This is a genomic window from Natronorubrum texcoconense, from assembly GCF_900100335.1.
In the GTDB taxonomy this organism is placed as follows: Archaea; Halobacteriota; Halobacteria; order Halobacteriales; family Natrialbaceae; genus Natronorubrum; species Natronorubrum texcoconense.
In genome coordinates this window covers 51,669-67,296 of record NZ_FNFE01000010.1, presented here as the reverse complement: position 1 = coordinate 67,296, position 15,628 = coordinate 51,669, and the positions used below count along the sequence as shown (strand labels likewise).

Genomic DNA, 15,628 nt, shown 5'->3' with positions numbered 1-15,628 from the left:
GACGTGGGGGGCGGAGACTTAATTCTTGCCACACTCACCGGAAGACAACCGCTACGCCCTCTTGCGAAAATTTTGCCACGATTCCGAGTTTATAATAGTCGTCCGTGTTGGTCTCGATCCTCCAATCCTAGCTGGCAACAGCCTTAAATAGCCACCCGTCGGGAGTGTCCACTCATGAACGAAAAAACAGAAGAACTCCGAGATATCTTCACCGACGTCACCGACGGCGAGGAAACCGTCACCGAATCCCAGGAGAACACGCGCGGGTCGCTCGAGCGAGACGAGCGAACGACCGAGGAACGCCTCGAGAGCGTCGTCCAGCAGATGCGCGAACGCTACGCGTTCGAGACGTCGCTGTCGAACGAGGATCTCATCGGCGTCGCGAAGGCCTTCTACGAGGGTGACAGCGACGACGAGATCGCCGCCGACTTCGGCGTCGATCCGGCGGACGTGTTCGAGGCACGGCTGTCGTTACACCTCGTGGGCGAGGACGACGCCGACGAAGTCGACCTCGCCGCCATCCGCGATCGCGAGGAAGACGACGCCACGCTCGCCGACGAGTACGACGTCAGTCCCGCCCAGATCCGGCGCTACCGCCGCGTCGCTGCGGCAGAAGACGAGTCGCGAGCGGCGAACGACCGCTACCGCGACGAGTTCGACAGTCTCCTCGCCGACGCGGACCTCTCCGAGCGGATGACGACCGACGTCCGCGAGGACGGTCTCGAGGACGCGACCGAAGGGATGGAGACGGACGTCGAGTTCTAGCGAACGAATTTTCACTCTCGGGTCGGCGGAGGCCGAGCGCGCCAGCGACGCGCTCGGTACGACTGCTTGCACCGTACACAAACACGGTCGTCTATGCACCGTTTCTGACCGCAAGAGCTATCAAATCCACCAGTGACAATTTTGACACGTATTACGTTCAGTACGGGCCGAAGCGTTACCACTTCGGCCCGATCATACAGTTGCCGTGGCGCGCGCTGAGCCGTGGTGAACCGACGGTGAACCGCGGCTCGAACATGTGCGAGGGATGAGTGAGCGCCTCTGGCGCGAACGAATCGGTTGGGGAGGTCGTGGAAATCATCGCCGCCAGCGGTAGCAACATGCTCGCCCTCATCACATCATCATCAAAACGGCTCCGTTCACTAAGCGCGAAGATGAAGCGAGCGAACCCGAGGTGGAAAATAGTACTCTCGTCTGTGTAGTGAGCGCGCGTTACACGACTCCTCATCCACCGGCCAGCGAATCGATACCGCCGTCCGGAGATTTATATACAAATAGGCGGCCAGACGGTTCGTGTCTCGAGCCCACGTCTCGTTCAGCGACTTGCGAACCGCTGCCTACTGCCCGCGAAAGTGCTACTACCAGCGGACGGACGACGAGTACGAACGGGAGCCGCCGCCGAAGGTTGAGTCGATTCGCGCCCTCGAGACGCGGTACGAGGAACTGCTCAAGGCCCCCGCAAATGCGCTCGAGTCGGACCCGATCGCCGTCTCGCCCGTTCGATACCGCGACCGGCTCGCCGCGACGCGAGATCGGCTCGCCGACGCCGGTCACTGGAGCCGGCTCCGAGAGCCCAGCGCTCGAGACGTCTACGCCAGCGGCCGCGACTGCCACGGCGTCGTCCACAAGGTCCTCGAGGAGCCGCTCGAGCCGGTGCTCGTGTCGACCGGCGAACCGCCCGATCAGGGTGTCTGGGAGCCTCAGTCGGTCCACGCCGTCGCGGCCGCGAAGGCGCTGGCCTGGGAACACCAACAGCAAGTCGAGCGCGTCTGGCTCGAGTACCCCGCCTACGGCGTGATTCGGTCCGTCGAACTGACGACGCGGCGAAAGGCCCGATATCGCCGCGCGCTCCGGACGGTTCGTGAACTCGACGGGCCGCCGGCCCGGACGACCAATCGGTCGAAGTGCGACGCCTGCGAGTTTGCGACCCAGTGTGGCGTTCGGACGCGAACGCTGCGCTCGCTGCTCGGATTTTGAGCCGTAGTGGTACTCCCTCGAAACGATTCGTCGGTGGTACCGGTCCGAGACCGAGACACTTTTACTCGAAACTGAGTAATGCGTTCTACCGATGATGTGGCAAGATTTGGTCTTCCTCGCCGGAAGCGTGCTCTCGATCGTCTTTCTCGCGCCGACGGTGCGCGATTCCGCCGCGCGGATCCCGCTCGGCTCGAGCGTTCCCTCGATGACGATCGGAGCCGTCTACTCGTTCACCTACGCGACGATGGGGATGACTTTCTCGGCGCTCGGCGCGGCCGGCGTCGCGATAATGTGGTCGCTGATCGTCTGTTATCGCGCACCGTGCGCAGGAACCGGTCCGACGAATATCGTGCGGTTTCTCGTCGAGTCGATCGGGCGCGGTCGCCAGTTCGTGACCGGCGCTCGAGGCGACGAGCACGTCTCCTCCGCTACCGAACAGGTAGCAGACTAGCGGTTCGATCGTCGGTCAGTGGTCCTCGAGCCACGCCTCGATCTCGTCGGCCAGCGCACCGCGACGGTGAATCGTCCCCGCGGAGACGTCCACGACGGTGCTTTCGGTCGTCGCGTCGAACTCGCTCGGATCGGCCTCGAGAACGACCGCTTCCTCGAGCACACGGTCCCCGATTTCGTCGACTCGCCGGGCGCTCGGCTCCCCGCTGACGTTGGCGCTCGTGGCCGTGATCGGTCGTTCGGCGCGCTCGAGGAGCGCGAGCGCGGGCTCGCAGTCGGGGACTCTGACCCCGACGCGATCCGATCCGGCCGTGAGAACGTCGGGAACGGCGTCCGTGCGCTCACAGAGCAGCGTCACGGGTCCCGGAAGAAAATCCGCGCCGAACGCCCGTTCGCGCTCGCTCGCTCGAACGTACCCTTCCTCGACGGCCGTCTCGAACGTCGGGACGGCGAACGAGACCGGTTTCGACCGGTCTCTCCCCTTCACCTCGAAGACGCGCTCGACGGCGTCGGCATCGAGCGCGTCAGCGCCGAGTCCGTAGACGGTCTCGGTCGGATACACGACTAGCTCGCCCGCACGGATCGCCGCCGCTGCGCGCTCGAGTGCGTCTGCGTCCGCGGTCATGCGTCAGTATCGACCCGTCCGCGGCAAAAGCGTACCGCCCTGTCCGCTGGCGGCGTGCAGCCGTTAGTTTCGGTCGAGAGTCGACCGACTACTCGAGCCCTAACCGCTCCTCGAGGTCGTCGTAGTCGGGGAACTCGGGCCACTCGGTGGCGACCCAGGCGGCCTCGACGGTCAGATCGGAATCGAGTGCGACAAACGCGAGTCGCGGCTCGCTGATCCCCGCCATCCCGTCCAGCTCGTGGGCGATCCCGTAGGATGCAGCGATCTCGTTGGCCGGATCGGCGAAGATGCCGACCGGCAACTCGTTCTCGTCGAGGAACCGCGAGACGGCGTACGGTGTCGAGGCGGTGACGCCGACGACACGATCCGCGCGGTCGACCCATTCGCGCTCGTCGAGTTCGTCCCAGACGTACTTGGCGACGAACGAGCCGATCATGGGCGTGAAGACGACGATCGTTCGGCCGCCCTCGCCGGCGAGTTCGGAGAGCGTCCGGTCCTCCCAGAACTCGTCGGTCACCAGCGGTCGCGTGAACGCAGGCGCTTCGTCACCCGGCTCGAGGTGATCCGTTGGTCCGAGATCGACGACGTCGAAGTCCGGCATTAGTTCTCGCCTCCGTAGGTCGACTCGAGGTAGTCGACGATGTTCGCGCTCTCTGCCATCGTCACGCCGGTGGTCTCGTCGACCACGACGGGGACGGTGCGGACACCGGCGACGCGCTTGACGACGTCTCGCCGCGAGTGGAGCGGTTCGACGAACCGCGAGCGGTAGTCGAGATCGTACGCCTCGAGCAGTCGAGCGACGCGTTCACAGTACGGACACGCCTGCAGGCGGTAGAACGTGATCGGCGCCTCGCCGTCTGCACTGGTGGCTGCTCCCATAGCCGTTCGTTGGGGAAACGAGTGGGTAAACGTGTCGTCGCCGGCGAACCAGGCCATAAATGGTAAACGGTTAACCGATCCAGCTATTATGAACGACATCAATGGCGTTGTCTCCGCTGCTCGAGGTCGTGTTTGCTGCCTACGACGTACCCATCGTGGATCTCGCGTTCGAACAGTCGACCGTGGCGATTCTCGGCACGCTCGCTGTCGTTGTCCTCATCCTGCTTTCGGGATTTTTCTCCTCTTCGGAGATCGCGATGTTCAACCTGCCGAAACACCGCCTCGAGGGAATGGTCGAAGACGAGGTTCCGGGAGCGGAGCTCGTCAAGGCCCTCAAGGACGATCCACACCGACTCCTCGTGACGATTCTCGTCGGCAACAACATCGTCAACATCGCGATGTCCTCGATCGCGACGGCGATCCTCTCCATCTACTTCGGCGGCCTGGTCGGCGTGTTGCTGGCCACCTTCGGGATCACCGCCCTCGTCTTGCTGTTCGGTGAGAGCGTGCCCAAATCCTACGCGGTCGAGAACACCGAATCGTGGGCGATTCGCATCTCCAAGCCGCTGAAAGCCACGGAGTATCTGCTGTTTCCGCTCATCATCCTCTTCGATTACCTCACTCGACAGGTGAACAAGCTGACGGGGTCGACGGGCGCAATCGAGTCACCCTACGTCACCCGCGACGAGATCCAGGAGATGATCGAGTCGGGCGAGCGCGAGGGGGTCTTAGCGGAGGAAGAACACGAGATGCTCACGCGGATTTTCCGCTTCAACAACACCATCGTCAAGGAGGTCATGACGCCGCGACTCGACATGACGGCGGTTCCGAAAGACGCGAGCATCGACGAGGCCATCGAGACCTGTATCCAGAGCGGCCACGCGCGCATCCCGGTCTACGAAGGCAGTCTCGACAACGTACAGGGCGTCGTCCACATCCGCGACCTCGTGCGCGATCTCAACTACGGCGAGACCGAGGCCGAGGATCTGGAACTCGACGATCTCATCCAGCCGACGCTCCACGTTCCCGAATCGAAGAACGTCGACGAACTGCTGACGGAGATGCGCGAAAACCGGATGCACATGGCGATCGTCATCGACGAGTTCGGCACCACCGAGGGGCTGGTGACCGTCGAGGACATGATCGAGGAGATCGTCGGCGAAATCCTCAAAACGGGCGAGGACGAGCCGATCGAGGAGGTCGACGAGCGGACCGTCATCGTCCGCGGGGAGGTCAACATCGAGGACGTCAACGAGGCTCTCGACATCGATCTGCCGGAGGGCGAGGAGTTCGAGACCATCGCCGGCTTCATCTTCAACCGCGCGGGCCGACTCGTCGAGGAGGGCGAGGAGATCACCTACGACGGCGTTCGCATCACCGTTGAGGACGTCGAGAACACCCGTATCATGATGGCGCGACTGCGGAAACTCGAGCAGCCGCCCGAGCCGGAAGACGAAAACGGGGACGAGGAACCGACGGAGGCGGACGAGGAGTCGGTAGCGCGGGACTGATCGCAGCCTTTCGACTGTCCCGTCGTACTACGTACCGTCTTCGACGTCGAGCATTCGCTCCCGGAGCTCCCGGCCTCGTTCGGAGTCGACCCGAAGCTCCGGTACGGGGACCGTGGAGCCGTCTTCGTCGATGGCGACGAAGGTGAACGAGGATTCGGTCGTCCGTTCGGTCTCGCCGCTTCTCGGCTCCTCGCGCCACGCCCGCAAGCCGACGTGGACACTCGTCCGACCCACGTCGTAGACGAAGGCCTCGACCAGCGCGGTGTCGCCGATCCCGATCGGTCGCTCGAAGTCGAGTTCGTTGACGCGGGCGGTGACGCAGGTCTCGCCGGCGAAGCGCATCGCCGACATCGCCCCGACCTCGTCTAACCATTTCATGAGGTTGCCGCCGTGGAGCGTGTCGTTGTTGTTCGCGTGGTTCGGCTGGACGCGGAATCGGTTCTGGATGTGCGTCTCGAGGACGGTCGGCATACGACCCTCTTCGCACGAGGGGGTGAAGAAAACACGCACTGAACCGCACGTCTCACTCTGGGAACTTCCGTCGCTGACTCGACTCTCTCCGCTGATTCGTGTCTGTCACTCGACTCCTTCCGTTGGATGCACCGGTACGGTCGAACGATCCGTCAACGCTCGTTCGTCGTCCCGGTGGTCGTCTCCTCGAGTTTCTCGTCGATGACGTGCACGGTTCGTTCGAGGACCGCGCCGCTGACTACGTACCCGCGGTCGCGAAGTCGTTCGCGGTACCGGCGGAGCGCGACCGATAGTCGGAGCGCATCGGAGCGTCGAATCTCCACGGTTTCACCCCGTTGCCGTGCGTCCGCCATCTCGAGTCGGAGTTGTTGGTGCCGGTGTGCTTCGCCGAGCGCGTCCGCTTCCATGGCTGCTTCAGCCATCTTGTCCAGTGCGTACAGACACGCGTCGAAGTGCTCCTCTTCCTCCTCGTCGAGGTAGATCGGATCGGTTACCTCGTCGAGTCGGTTCAGCGCCCCGTACAGCGTGTCGAACGAGTCGTTCATCCGTATCCGATCGTAGCACGCTGTTGTTGATTACTATACGATAAATAAACCGTTGCAGCGTACGGATTCCGACCGATTTGCGTGGTTTCAACCCCGCTAATTTCCCGCTGTGATCTTACGTGTCGTCGAGCTGCGGTCGCCGATCCGACACTCGTTACGACGAGGGTACGGTCGCTCAGGCGTTCCGTCCCAGCTCGGCCAACAGATGCGAGACGTGAATTCGATCGCTCGAGCCCTCGTGCATTTCGAACTCGATGTCGGCCGCCAGTCGGTGTATCCGGGCCAGTTTCTCGCCCTGATACCGTTTGCGAGCGACGCCGAGAATCGAGTCGATGACCTCCTCGCCGTCGAGCCCCTCGTCGACGAGCAGATCGTCCAGCGCCTTGCGGGCGTCCGTGAACGCCCCCGCTTCGGCGTCGTCGAGCATCGCCTCGATCTCGTCCTCGAGCCCGACCTCGCCGATCGTCTCGTAGGCCGCCTGCATCGTCAGCTCGCCCTCGTCCTCGACGGTCGTCTGGGCGGCCAGAATGGCCTGCCGGAGGTTGCCGTTCGCGTAGCCCGCGACGAACTCGAGTCCGTCCGACTCGTACTCGACGCCCTCCCGTTCGACGATTCGCTCGAGCACCGTCACGATCTCGGGACTCGAGGGCGCTCGGAAGGAGACGGGAAAACACCGCGAGCGGATCGGCGGGATGAGCTTCGTGGGCTGGCGGGTCGCGATGATAAACTGCGTCGTCCGGTGGTGTTGCTCCATGATCCGACGCAGCGCCTGCTGGAAGTCCTCGCGGACGTCTTCGGCGTTGTCCAGCAGGATCGTCTTGTACTCGCCGGAAACGGAGGCGTAGCTCGCCGACTCCTTGAGGACGTGGTTGATCATGTCCCGTTTGGACAGCGAGGAGCGGCCGACGAGGAACTGCTCGAAGCGGGGATCGTTCTTGATCTCGGTTTTCGTCCGGCCGAAGAAGTCGGCGACGTTGATCTCGATGAGGTCGTTGTCCGGGTCCGCGTGCGCTTCGCGGGCGAGTGCGCGCGCCGCCGCCGTCTTCCCGCTGCCGGGCGGGCCCTGTAGGAGGAGGTTGATCGGCTCGTCGACGGCGCGCTCGAGGTACTCTCGAGCGTCGTCCTGTGGCAACTCGGCCAGCTCGGGGGCGTGGGTGTCGGTCCACAGCGGCGCGTCCATCGCCAGTCGGTAGGGACGGGGCGGGTAAGAATCGGTCGGTTGTACTGTCGGCTGCAAGCCGTGCGGTGCATTCGACGGATCGTCTCGTTGAATGCTCGTACAGTTGCAGCCGACGGTATCGCATTGTCGTGCGCTACGCGTCGGTCTCGCTCTCTTCGTCCTCGGCGTCCTCCTGTTCGGCGACGTCCGCGATCGTGAACGTCGTTTCGACGGGCTCGCCGTCCTCGTCCTCGAACGGCGTCGGCTCGTCGTCGTCCGGTTCGCCCTCGTAGAGGGCTGCGGTGAGCTCCTCGTCGTCGTCGACCTCGACGTCCTCGTCGAACTCGACCGTGACGTTGCTGTGTTCGCCGGGGTCGAGTTCGTCGCTCGTCCCGATGAGACCGCCGTCCTCGGCTTCGATGCCGACGAAGCCGTCGACGGGGATCGCGACGTCGGTCGTGACGTTCTCCTCGCTCGCGTCAACCACCTCGACCGCGGGATCGGTGTGGAACTCGAGGGCGATGGTCGTGACGGCGCCGTCGGCGTCGGTGTAGACACCGATCGGCTGCTCACCCGGTGGCGCGCCGACCGTGTCGATCTGGAAGGTCACCTCGCGGGTCTCGTCGCCGTCCAGTTCGAGCACCTGTTGCTCGAGGACGGTGCCGCCGAGGCGGAACTCGACGTTCTGTTGGGTCTGGAGCTCCGTCGGGTTGGTGATCTCGGCGGTGATCTCGATCGTCTCGTTCGTGGTCGCCGCGGCGGGGGCGTCGATCGAGTCGACGGTGAACGAGTCCGACAGCGCGTCGTCGTCCACGGTCGTCGTCACCGACGCCGTGTCCGAGACGGGGAAGCCGTCCTCGAGGTAGGGTCGATCCTCTTGGCCCTCGGTCTCCTCGTAGGCGTAGCCGTCGCCGGTCGTATCCTGATGAACCGTCGCGGTGAGCTGGCCGACGAGGTCCTCCTCGGCGTCCTCCGCGCGCTCGATCGTCACGTTCTCGTGCGTGCCCGACTCGAGGTAGTCGGAGACGGCGAGCGGCTCGTCACCGCCGTCGGTGAGAACGACGAAACCACCGTCCGAGAGGGTGACTTCACCGATCACGACGCTTTCGCCGTCGCCTTGCTGGTCTTCGAACTCGATCGATGCTTCGGGGTCGTCCTCGACGCCGAAGATGGCGGGGGCCTGCCCGACGACGATTCCCGCGGCGAGTACGATCGCGATCGCGATCAGGATCGCGCCGACGCGTTTGATGGTTCCCAGTGTCGATTTGGCGCTCATAGGGGCTTCCTGTAGTGGCTGTCGCGGAACGATTCCCGGTCGAACTCGGTCGCCATTACGAGTCGTTTCACGGTCCATCGATGTAAAACGTCGAGGTGATTCGCTCGTTTCGGTAATTGCAACTCGTTGAAAACAGTCGCGCAGTTCGATATCGATACGATCCGAAGCCCGTATACTCCTGCCGGACCGAACAGCAATCGATGCCACTGCGCGTGACGTTTCTGGGGACGGCCGGGGCGATTCCGACGACGGAGCGAAACCCGAGCGGTATCTTCGTCGCTCGCGAGGGCGAGCAGTTGCTGTTCGACGCCGGCGAGGGAACCCAGCGCCAACTGATGCGATTCGGCACCGGATTCTCGATCTCGCAGCTGTTCGTCACGCACCTCCACGGTGATCACGTCCTCGGGATTCCCGGCCTGCTCCAGACGATGGCGTTCAACGACCGCGAGGAGCCGCTGGCGATTCACGCGCCCCACGGCACGCGCCGTCAGCTGAAGTCGCTGGTGAACGCGCTCGGCAACCGACCCTCGTTCCCGGTGCGGATCAACGAGGTGGGCGACGGCGACGTCGCCTACCGCGCCGACGAGTACGAGGTCCGCGCGTTCGAGACCGACCACGACGCCCGGTCGGTCGGCTACGCCCTCGTTGAGGACGACCGCAAGGGCCGCTTCGACCGCGACCGCGCCGAGGAATTGGGCGTTCCGGTCGGGCCGAAGTTCTCGAAGCTCCACGCCGGCGAGTCCGTCGAACTCGAGGACGGCACCGTCGTCGACCCCGACCAGGTCGTCGGCGAGCCTCGCCCCGGTCGCTCGATCGTCTACACCGGCGACACGCGACCGACGACGGCGACGATCGAGGTCGCGGACGAGCCCGACCTGTTGATCCACGACGCGACGTTCGCCGACGACCGGGCCGACCGGGCCGCGAAGACGGCTCACTCGACGGCCCGACAGGCCGCCGAAATCGCGAATCGAGCGGGGGCGGACCGGCTCGCCCTGATGCATCTCTCCTCCCGGTACGCGGGCCACGTCGGGGACCACCTCGAGCAGGCCCGCGAGGTGTTCGACGGCGAGGTGTTCCTCCCGGAGGACGGCGACGAACTCGAGATTTCGTATCCGGACGCGTGAGTGTGCAGTCAGTCGACCGAAGCGACAGCACCGCCGCGGAGTCCGCCGTCCCACATTGAAGCCATGCAGTTTCCGACCCAGGGATTTTCGCGCCGAGCGACTAGGCCTACGAAATGCGTCACATTCAGGTCACGATCCCGATCGGGAGTCGGGAGACGATACTCGACCTGTTAGACGAGGAAGGGATCGACTACGTCGTTACCGACGAGAGCAGCAGTCGCGAGTACGACGCCGTGGTGTCGTTTCCGGTGCCGACGAACGCCGTCGAACCGATCCTCGATTCGCTCCAGGAGGCGGGGATCGACGAGGAGTCCTACACGGTCGTCGTGGACGCCGAAACGGTGATCTCTCGCAACTTCGAGCAGCTTCAGGAGGAGCATTCTACCGAAACCGTCGAGGAAGAACAGATCTCCCGACAGGAGCTACTGACCAGGGCGGACGAGCTGACGCCGACGTTCAGCGTGTTCATGGCGATGACGCTGATCAGTGCGATCGTCGCGACCGTCGGACTCATGCTCGACTCGCCGGCGGTCGTCGTCGGCTCGATGGTCATCGCGCCGCTGATCGGCCCGGCGCTGAGCGCGTCCATCGGCACGGTCGTCAACGATCGCGAGGTGTTTTTTACGGGCATGCGCTACCAGTTCACCGGCGTCTTCGGCGGTATCATCGCTGCTGCCATCGTCGCGTGGCTGTTTCAGGCGATGTTCCTCGTCCCGCCCGGCGCCGAGATCACCGAGATCGACGAGGTCGCCGAACGAATCGCCCCGGAACTGCTCCTGTTGCCCGTCGCGCTCGGGGCCGGTGCCGCGGGAATCCTCAGCCTCGCGACCGGCTTTTCGATCGCGATCGTCGGCGTGATGATCGCCGCGGCGCTGGTCCCGCCGATGGCCGCCGCCGGCATCGCCCTCGCTTACGGCTTGCCCGTCGCCGCGCTCGGGTCGACGGTGCTCGTGTTGGTGAATCTCCTCGGGGTCAACCTCGCGGGGCTCCTGACGCTCCGATACATCGGCTACCGCCCCGGCAGCGGGTTCGAGGTTCCGACGGCCAACTGGCAGTTCGTCAAACAGGCCGCCATCTTCGTCTGCGTCATCCTCGTCCTCTCGCTGTTTCTGACGGGGATCACCTACTCGTCCTACCAGGTCTCGGAGTTCGAGGGGACGGCCACCGAGGAGACCGAGGACGTGCTCGCCGCGTACGACGAGATGCACCTGCTCGACGTCGAGGTCGAAGTCCACCAGGACGGGTTCCCGCTCGACGCGTCGCTCGACGCCACCCACCAGATCGACGCCGTGATCATCGAGGTCGGCGGGCCACCCGGCGTCTACGACGCCGAGGTGATCGAGCGCCTCGACGAACGGATCAACGCGCACACGGCCGGCGAGACCGAGGTGCAGGTTCGGTTCGTGACGACCGGCGGAGCCGAGATCGAAGGGCCTACTGAGACCGACGACGCGACTCCCGCGACGTAAGCCGGTTTCCGACTATCCCGCTTCGATTCGTTCGACTTCGTCCGATCCGCACCGCTGGCACTGCTGATAGCTTGAGTCGTCGAAACTCACCCCGCAGCTCGGACACCGATCGCGATCCGTCTCGATGCCGGCCGTCCCGCACACGCTGCACTGCTTTCGGGACGCTTTGAAGTGGGCGTTGCAGGAGTCGCATCGGTACGTGCCGCGCATACGTAGACGTCGCGCGAGACGGTAAAATGGGTTGGGCCGTCATTTCGAGGGCGGTTCGATTTCGGTCATCGCTCGTCGCTGCTCCCCACTCGTCGACTGCGGATCTCGAGTGGCGAATATCCCCTCGAGAGGGGCTCTCACTCCGTTTGGAGGCCACCGGTATCGGTCAGAGCCGGTCGACATAGCCGCCACAGTCCGCGTTCTCGCACTCGGTGCCGTCGAGCCACGTTGCGCCGGTGAGGTCGGCGTCAGTGAGATCCGCACCGACCGGGTACGAACTCGTCAGGTCGGCTCCCGTGAGGTCCGCGCCCGAGAGATCGACGGTCGGGAAGATGGCGTCCGTCAGATTCACATCGGAGAGGTCCGCGTCGGAGAGGTCGGCATTCGGGAGGGTTGCATCGGTCAGATCCGCACCGGACAGGTTCGCCTCGGAGAGGTCGGCGTCCTCGAGGTCCGCATCGACTCCCGTCGCACCCGACAGGTCGGCCCCGGCGAGATTCGCCTCCGAGAGGTCGGCTCCCGTGAGATCGGCGTCGACGAGGCTCACGTCGGCGAGCTCCTCGCCGGAGAGCGTCGCGCTCGAGAGATCGAGACCGGAGAGGTTCACGCCGGTGATGTTCGCCTTCGTGAGCGCGCCGATCAAGACCGTCGCGTCTCTGAGGTCGGCTCCCGTGAGATCCGCACCCTCGAAATTCGCGAGAAAGAGATTCGCCTCCCTGAGATCCGCATCGCGGAGGTTCGCGTTCGTCAGCGTCGCCTTCGAGAGGTCGGCACTCGACAGATCACAGCCCGACAGATCCGCACCCTCGAGATCGGCTTCGGACTCGATCGTGTGACCGTTACACTCCTCCGCGCCGATACCGAGTCCCGCGAGACAGCCAGATAGCCCGACGGCGGTGCTGCCGGCAGTGACGGCACCCATGCGCTGGAGTAGCTGGCGTCTGGACGGCCTCGAGTTCGGGTCTTCGGTGGTGATTCTGTCTGACATACTCTCGTCGACCGGATCGTGTCGTTCATCGAAGAAGGATAAGCAGCTGTCAAATCTTTTGTGGTCCGGTCGTCTCGCACGACCGACCGCGTTCGAGTCCCTACTCGCGTTCGTTTCGGGCGTCTCGAGCACTGGCGTTGTCGGGATCACTCCGTCTGTCTCGAGCGTCCCGGCTCTCTCGATCGTCGTCGAACGCTCGAGTCTCGGGAGTCTCCCGGTCGGTGCGACGCCCTCGGGTCCCGCCTGCCGCATTGCGAGATGGCTCCTCTATTGCAAGGGTCACCGGCGCTCGCGTGCGCGTCGCCCAGACGCCACCCGCGGCGACGAGTCCGGCGCTGATGCCGGCGAGGAGCGCGTTGACGAGCAAGCCGCCGATATCGACCGAGACCGCGAGCGGGATCGTCCCGAACAGCGCCGCCAGGGTCCAGAAGACCACCGTCGCGACGCCGGTGGCGAGACCGGCCGCCACGTAGGCCGTCGATCGATCGCGCTCGAGTCGCCAGCCGAGAAATGCGCCGACGAAGGCGGCGAGGAGGATCGCCAGATACGGAGTGCCCATGAGCGGGATCGAAAACGCCGCTTCGAACGCAGCGTCGAAGCCTGCGATGCCGTCTTCCGCCTCGGCGATGTCCTCGTCGACTGCGTCGGTGAGGATGCCGAACAGGCCGTAACCGACGGCGACCAGTGCGAGCAGCAACGTTAGGTACGTCGTCCACGCCGCGACGATCGGCTGCTGTGCGAGATCGATGACTGACGCTCCGCCCTGATCGTCCCGCCGTCCGCGTTCCGGTTCGTCGCCCCGTTTCGACGTTCCACCGTCTCGATCGATCCGCTCGTCGCCTTCTGTCTGGTTATCCCGATTGTCCATACGACTGTCGTGACCGCTTGCTCCTTAGCGGTTTGGTCGCTAGCCGGCACGAACCCGCGCCGGATTTATCACCGACTCGCCCCTAAGGCCGGCCGTGAGTACGCGAACGAGTGCCCTCGATGCGGTCGTCTTCGGCGTCGATATCCAAAGCGGTGACGTGCGGGGCGACGCCCCCTCCTACGCGCTCGTCGTCTACGACGGCGAGGACGTTACCAGGGACGTCGTCTCCCACCGCAAGCTCAGGCGACTGATCGAAGACGAGGAGCCGGCGATCATCGCGACGGACAACATGTACGAGCTGGCGGCCGACAAGGATCAGCTCATCCACTTTCTGGGCTCGCTTCCGTCCGGAACCAAGCTGGTGCAGGTGACGGGCGCCGAACAGCCCGAACCGCTCTCCCGGGTCGCGAAACGCCACGGCATCCCCTACGGGAAGGATCCGATGCAGGAAGCCGAGGCTGCGGCCCGACTGGCCGCCCACAACGTCGGCCACGAAGTGTCGGCCTTTACGGATACCACGGAAGTCAAGGTCTCGAGGGGCCGCTCGACCGGCAGCGGGGGCTGGAGCGAAGACCGCTACACCCGCCGCATTCACGGCTCGGTCAGGAAACGAGCCCGCGAGGTCGAATCCGCACTCGAGGACGAAAACCTCGAGTACGAGCGAGACGCCCGCGAGGCCTACGGCGGCTTCGCGAACGCCGTCTTCACCGTCCAGGCCCGGCCGCAGGACATCCCCGTCTCGCGCAATCGTTCAGGCGACGTCCGCGTCGAAATCGAACGCGAACGGCGGGACGGCATCGAGTTTCAGCCGCTCGTCAAACGCCGGGACCACGTCGTCGTCGGGATCGATCCCGGCACGACGACCGCGGCGGCAATCGTCTCGCTCGAGGGCGAGGTGCTGGACGTCTGGAGTTCCCGGACCAGCGACACCGCCGACGTAATCGAGTGGATCGTCGAACGCGGCCGGCCGATCATCGTCGCGGCGGACGTGACGCCGATGCCCGAAACCGTCGAGAAGTTCCGCCGGAGCTTCGACGCCGCGGGCTGGACGCCGACGAGCGATCTGCCGATCGACGAGAAGCAGCATCGAACGCGCGAGGAGCCGTACGACGACGACCACCAGCGCGACGCGATGGCCGCCGCGCTGTACGCCGTCGACGCCCACGAGGATCAGTTCGAGCGCATCGCCGAGAAACTCCCGCCGGGGCTCGACCGCGGCGAGGTGACCGCCCGCGTCGTCGCGGGCGAGGAGAGCGTCGAGGCGGTCCTCCGGGATCTCGACGACGACGAGGAACCCGAGGAGGAGTCCGCGGAACACGAACCCCGCGAACTCACCGAGGAGGAACGACGGATCAAGGATCTCGAGCGACAGGTCGACCGGCTCCAGTCACACGTGGGGACGCTCGAGGGCCGTATCGAAGACCGCGACGATCGGATCGACGAACTCGAATCGAAGCTCAGCCTCGCCCGCCGGGAGGAGCGCACGCAGGTTCGGAAGGACCGGGAGGTGAATCGGCTCGAGCGGAAGGCGAACCGTCTCGAACGCGAGCGCGACGAGGCCCGCGAGGCGGTCGAGGACTTGGAGGGCAAAGTCGAACGGATGAAGGCGCTCTGGAAGCTCGATCACTCGAACTTCAGTGACGTCTCGGCGAAGAAGGAGGGGTTGGTTCCCGTCAAGGTGATCGAGAAGTTCACGAAGGGGGCGATCCGCGAGGCCGACGAGCAGTACGGCATCGCCGCTGGTGACGTCGTCTTCGTGCGGGACGCGAGCGGGGCCGGGAAGTCGACGGCCGACCTCCTCGCGGGCTTCGAGCCGAGAGTCGTCCTGAAGCAGGGCGGGCTCTCCGAAATCGCCGACGAGATCCTCTTCGACGAGGAGATTCCGGTCGGCCCGGCCGACGACGTCGCCATGCAGGAGGTCGACGAACTGGCCGTCGCCCGCGAGGACGACGTCGAGGCGGTCATCGACGACTGGCACGAGCGAGCCGAAGAACGCGAGCGCGACCGCAAGGCGTCGATGGTCGACCAACTCATCAGCGAACACCGAGCCGGAGACAACGAAGTCTGATA

At 64.8% G+C, this 15,628-nt stretch carries 16 protein-coding genes; 7 read left to right on the top strand and 9 right to left on the bottom strand.

Translation table 11 applies throughout. The annotated features are described in order from the left end of the window. The first annotated feature begins 174 nt into the window (after nucleotides 1–174). From BLT08_RS21820 to BLT08_RS21805, 3 genes are all read left to right on the top strand, one after another. Complete coding sequence (locus BLT08_RS21820) at nucleotides 175–765, top strand: conditioned medium-induced protein 4 (RefSeq protein WP_090312280.1); 591 nt, start codon at nucleotides 175–177, stop codon at nucleotides 763–765. Between the two features lie 531 nt (nucleotides 766–1,296). Further along, entirely contained in the window at nucleotides 1,297–1,980 is a 684-nt protein-coding gene (locus BLT08_RS21810; protein WP_090312276.1) for a CRISPR-associated protein Cas4, read from the top strand. A 91-nt stretch (nucleotides 1,981–2,071) separates the two neighbouring features. Then, a complete protein-coding gene (locus BLT08_RS21805) occupies nucleotides 2,072–2,431 on the top strand; it encodes a hypothetical protein (RefSeq protein ID WP_090312274.1) in 360 nt (119 codons plus the stop codon). Nucleotides 2,432–2,446: 15 nt separating this feature from the next. On the opposite strand, the gene BLT08_RS21800 is transcribed toward BLT08_RS21805, so the two are convergent. From BLT08_RS21800 to BLT08_RS21790, 3 genes are all read right to left on the bottom strand, one after another. Further along, nucleotides 2,447–3,055 (bottom strand): L-threonylcarbamoyladenylate synthase, encoded by a 609-nt coding sequence (locus tag BLT08_RS21800; protein WP_090312272.1) that lies wholly within the window; start codon nucleotides 3,053–3,055, stop codon nucleotides 2,447–2,449. Between the two features lie 88 nt (nucleotides 3,056–3,143). Continuing rightward, the gene (locus tag BLT08_RS21795; RefSeq protein WP_090312270.1) at nucleotides 3,144–3,656 is read right to left on the bottom strand and encodes a redoxin domain-containing protein; all 513 of its coding nucleotides are present in this window, start codon (nucleotides 3,654–3,656) and stop codon (nucleotides 3,144–3,146) included. Then, nucleotides 3,656–3,934, bottom strand: a complete 279-nt coding sequence (locus tag BLT08_RS21790) for a glutathione S-transferase N-terminal domain-containing protein (RefSeq protein ID WP_090312352.1) — start codon at nucleotides 3,932–3,934, stop codon at nucleotides 3,656–3,658. Before BLT08_RS21790 ends, BLT08_RS21795 begins: the two co-directional genes overlap by 1 nt. A gap of 101 nt (nucleotides 3,935–4,035) precedes the next feature. Here BLT08_RS21790 and BLT08_RS21785 point away from each other — a divergent pair, with 101 nt between their 5' ends. Then, nucleotides 4,036–5,445 (top strand): hemolysin family protein, encoded by a 1,410-nt coding sequence (locus tag BLT08_RS21785; RefSeq protein ID WP_090312267.1) that lies wholly within the window; start codon nucleotides 4,036–4,038, stop codon nucleotides 5,443–5,445. A 27-nt stretch (nucleotides 5,446–5,472) separates the two neighbouring features. Here BLT08_RS21785 and BLT08_RS21780 read toward each other — a convergent pair whose 3' ends face one another. The 4 genes from BLT08_RS21780 to BLT08_RS21765 form a co-directional block, all read right to left on the bottom strand. Beyond that, nucleotides 5,473–5,916 carry an acyl-CoA thioesterase gene (locus BLT08_RS21780; protein ID WP_090312264.1) on the bottom strand — a complete coding sequence of 148 codons (444 nt, stop codon included), beginning with the start codon at nucleotides 5,914–5,916 and terminating at the stop codon, nucleotides 5,473–5,475. Between the two features lie 152 nt (nucleotides 5,917–6,068). Then, a complete protein-coding gene (locus tag BLT08_RS21775; RefSeq protein ID WP_090312262.1) occupies nucleotides 6,069–6,461 on the bottom strand; it encodes a hypothetical protein in 393 nt (130 codons plus the stop codon). Nucleotides 6,462–6,636: 175 nt separating this feature from the next. Beyond that, nucleotides 6,637–7,641, bottom strand: coding sequence for an AAA family ATPase (locus tag BLT08_RS21770; RefSeq protein WP_090312261.1), 1,005 nt, complete (start codon nucleotides 7,639–7,641; stop codon nucleotides 6,637–6,639). Between the two features lie 133 nt (nucleotides 7,642–7,774). Next, nucleotides 7,775–8,896 carry a DUF7282 domain-containing protein gene (locus tag BLT08_RS21765; protein WP_090312259.1) on the bottom strand — a complete coding sequence of 374 codons (1,122 nt, stop codon included), beginning with the start codon at nucleotides 8,894–8,896 and terminating at the stop codon, nucleotides 7,775–7,777. A gap of 200 nt (nucleotides 8,897–9,096) precedes the next feature. Here BLT08_RS21765 and rnz point away from each other — a divergent pair, with 200 nt between their 5' ends. Together rnz and BLT08_RS21755 are read left to right on the top strand one after the other, a co-directional pair. Then, a complete protein-coding gene (gene rnz, locus BLT08_RS21760) occupies nucleotides 9,097–10,023 on the top strand; it encodes a ribonuclease Z (RefSeq protein ID WP_090312257.1) in 927 nt (308 codons plus the stop codon). A 113-nt stretch (nucleotides 10,024–10,136) separates the two neighbouring features. Then, complete coding sequence (locus BLT08_RS21755; protein ID WP_090312255.1) at nucleotides 10,137–11,492, top strand: TIGR00341 family protein; 1,356 nt, start codon at nucleotides 10,137–10,139, stop codon at nucleotides 11,490–11,492. 376 nt (nucleotides 11,493–11,868) lie between these two features. Here the strand turns inward: BLT08_RS21755 and BLT08_RS21745 are convergent, their stop codons facing one another. Together BLT08_RS21745 and BLT08_RS21740 are read right to left on the bottom strand one after the other, a co-directional pair. Continuing rightward, nucleotides 11,869–12,690, bottom strand: coding sequence for a pentapeptide repeat-containing protein (locus BLT08_RS21745; RefSeq protein WP_090312350.1), 822 nt, complete (start codon nucleotides 12,688–12,690; stop codon nucleotides 11,869–11,871). Between the two features lie 100 nt (nucleotides 12,691–12,790). Beyond that, on the bottom strand, nucleotides 12,791–13,558 hold the full coding sequence (locus BLT08_RS21740; protein WP_090312251.1) for an ABC transporter permease: 768 nt from the start codon (nucleotides 13,556–13,558) through the stop codon (nucleotides 12,791–12,793). Nucleotides 13,559–13,652: 94 nt separating this feature from the next. Here BLT08_RS21740 and BLT08_RS21735 point away from each other — a divergent pair, with 94 nt between their 5' ends. Beyond that, on the top strand, nucleotides 13,653–15,626 hold the full coding sequence (locus tag BLT08_RS21735) for a DUF460 domain-containing protein (protein WP_090312249.1): 1,974 nt from the start codon (nucleotides 13,653–13,655) through the stop codon (nucleotides 15,624–15,626). The last annotated feature ends 2 nt before the right edge of the window (nucleotides 15,627–15,628 follow it).

Coding starts and splice junctions, on each gene's coding strand:
- BLT08_RS21765 (WP_090312259.1), bottom strand. CDS start 8,896: ATGAGCGCCAAATCGACACTGGGAACCATCAAACGCGTCGGCGCGATC.
- BLT08_RS21785 (WP_090312267.1), top strand. CDS start 4,036: ATGGCGTTGTCTCCGCTGCTCGAGGTCGTGTTTGCTGCCTACGACGTA.
- BLT08_RS21770 (WP_090312261.1), bottom strand. CDS start 7,641: ATGGACGCGCCGCTGTGGACCGACACCCACGCCCCCGAGCTGGCCGAG.
- BLT08_RS21740 (WP_090312251.1), bottom strand. CDS start 13,558: ATGGACAATCGGGATAACCAGACAGAAGGCGACGAGCGGATCGATCGA.
- BLT08_RS21800 (WP_090312272.1), bottom strand. CDS start 3,055: ATGACCGCGGACGCAGACGCACTCGAGCGCGCAGCGGCGGCGATCCGT.
- BLT08_RS21745 (WP_090312350.1), bottom strand. CDS start 12,690: ATGTCAGACAGAATCACCACCGAAGACCCGAACTCGAGGCCGTCCAGA.
- BLT08_RS21795 (WP_090312270.1), bottom strand. CDS start 3,656: ATGCCGGACTTCGACGTCGTCGATCTCGGACCAACGGATCACCTCGAG.
- BLT08_RS21820 (WP_090312280.1), top strand. CDS start 175: ATGAACGAAAAAACAGAAGAACTCCGAGATATCTTCACCGACGTCACC.
- BLT08_RS21780 (WP_090312264.1), bottom strand. CDS start 5,916: ATGCCGACCGTCCTCGAGACGCACATCCAGAACCGATTCCGCGTCCAG.
- BLT08_RS21790 (WP_090312352.1), bottom strand. CDS start 3,934: ATGGGAGCAGCCACCAGTGCAGACGGCGAGGCGCCGATCACGTTCTAC.
- BLT08_RS21805 (WP_090312274.1), top strand. CDS start 2,072: ATGATGTGGCAAGATTTGGTCTTCCTCGCCGGAAGCGTGCTCTCGATC.
- BLT08_RS21775 (WP_090312262.1), bottom strand. CDS start 6,461: ATGAACGACTCGTTCGACACGCTGTACGGGGCGCTGAACCGACTCGAC.
- BLT08_RS21755 (WP_090312255.1), top strand. CDS start 10,137: ATGCGTCACATTCAGGTCACGATCCCGATCGGGAGTCGGGAGACGATA.
- rnz (WP_090312257.1), top strand. CDS start 9,097: ATGCCACTGCGCGTGACGTTTCTGGGGACGGCCGGGGCGATTCCGACG.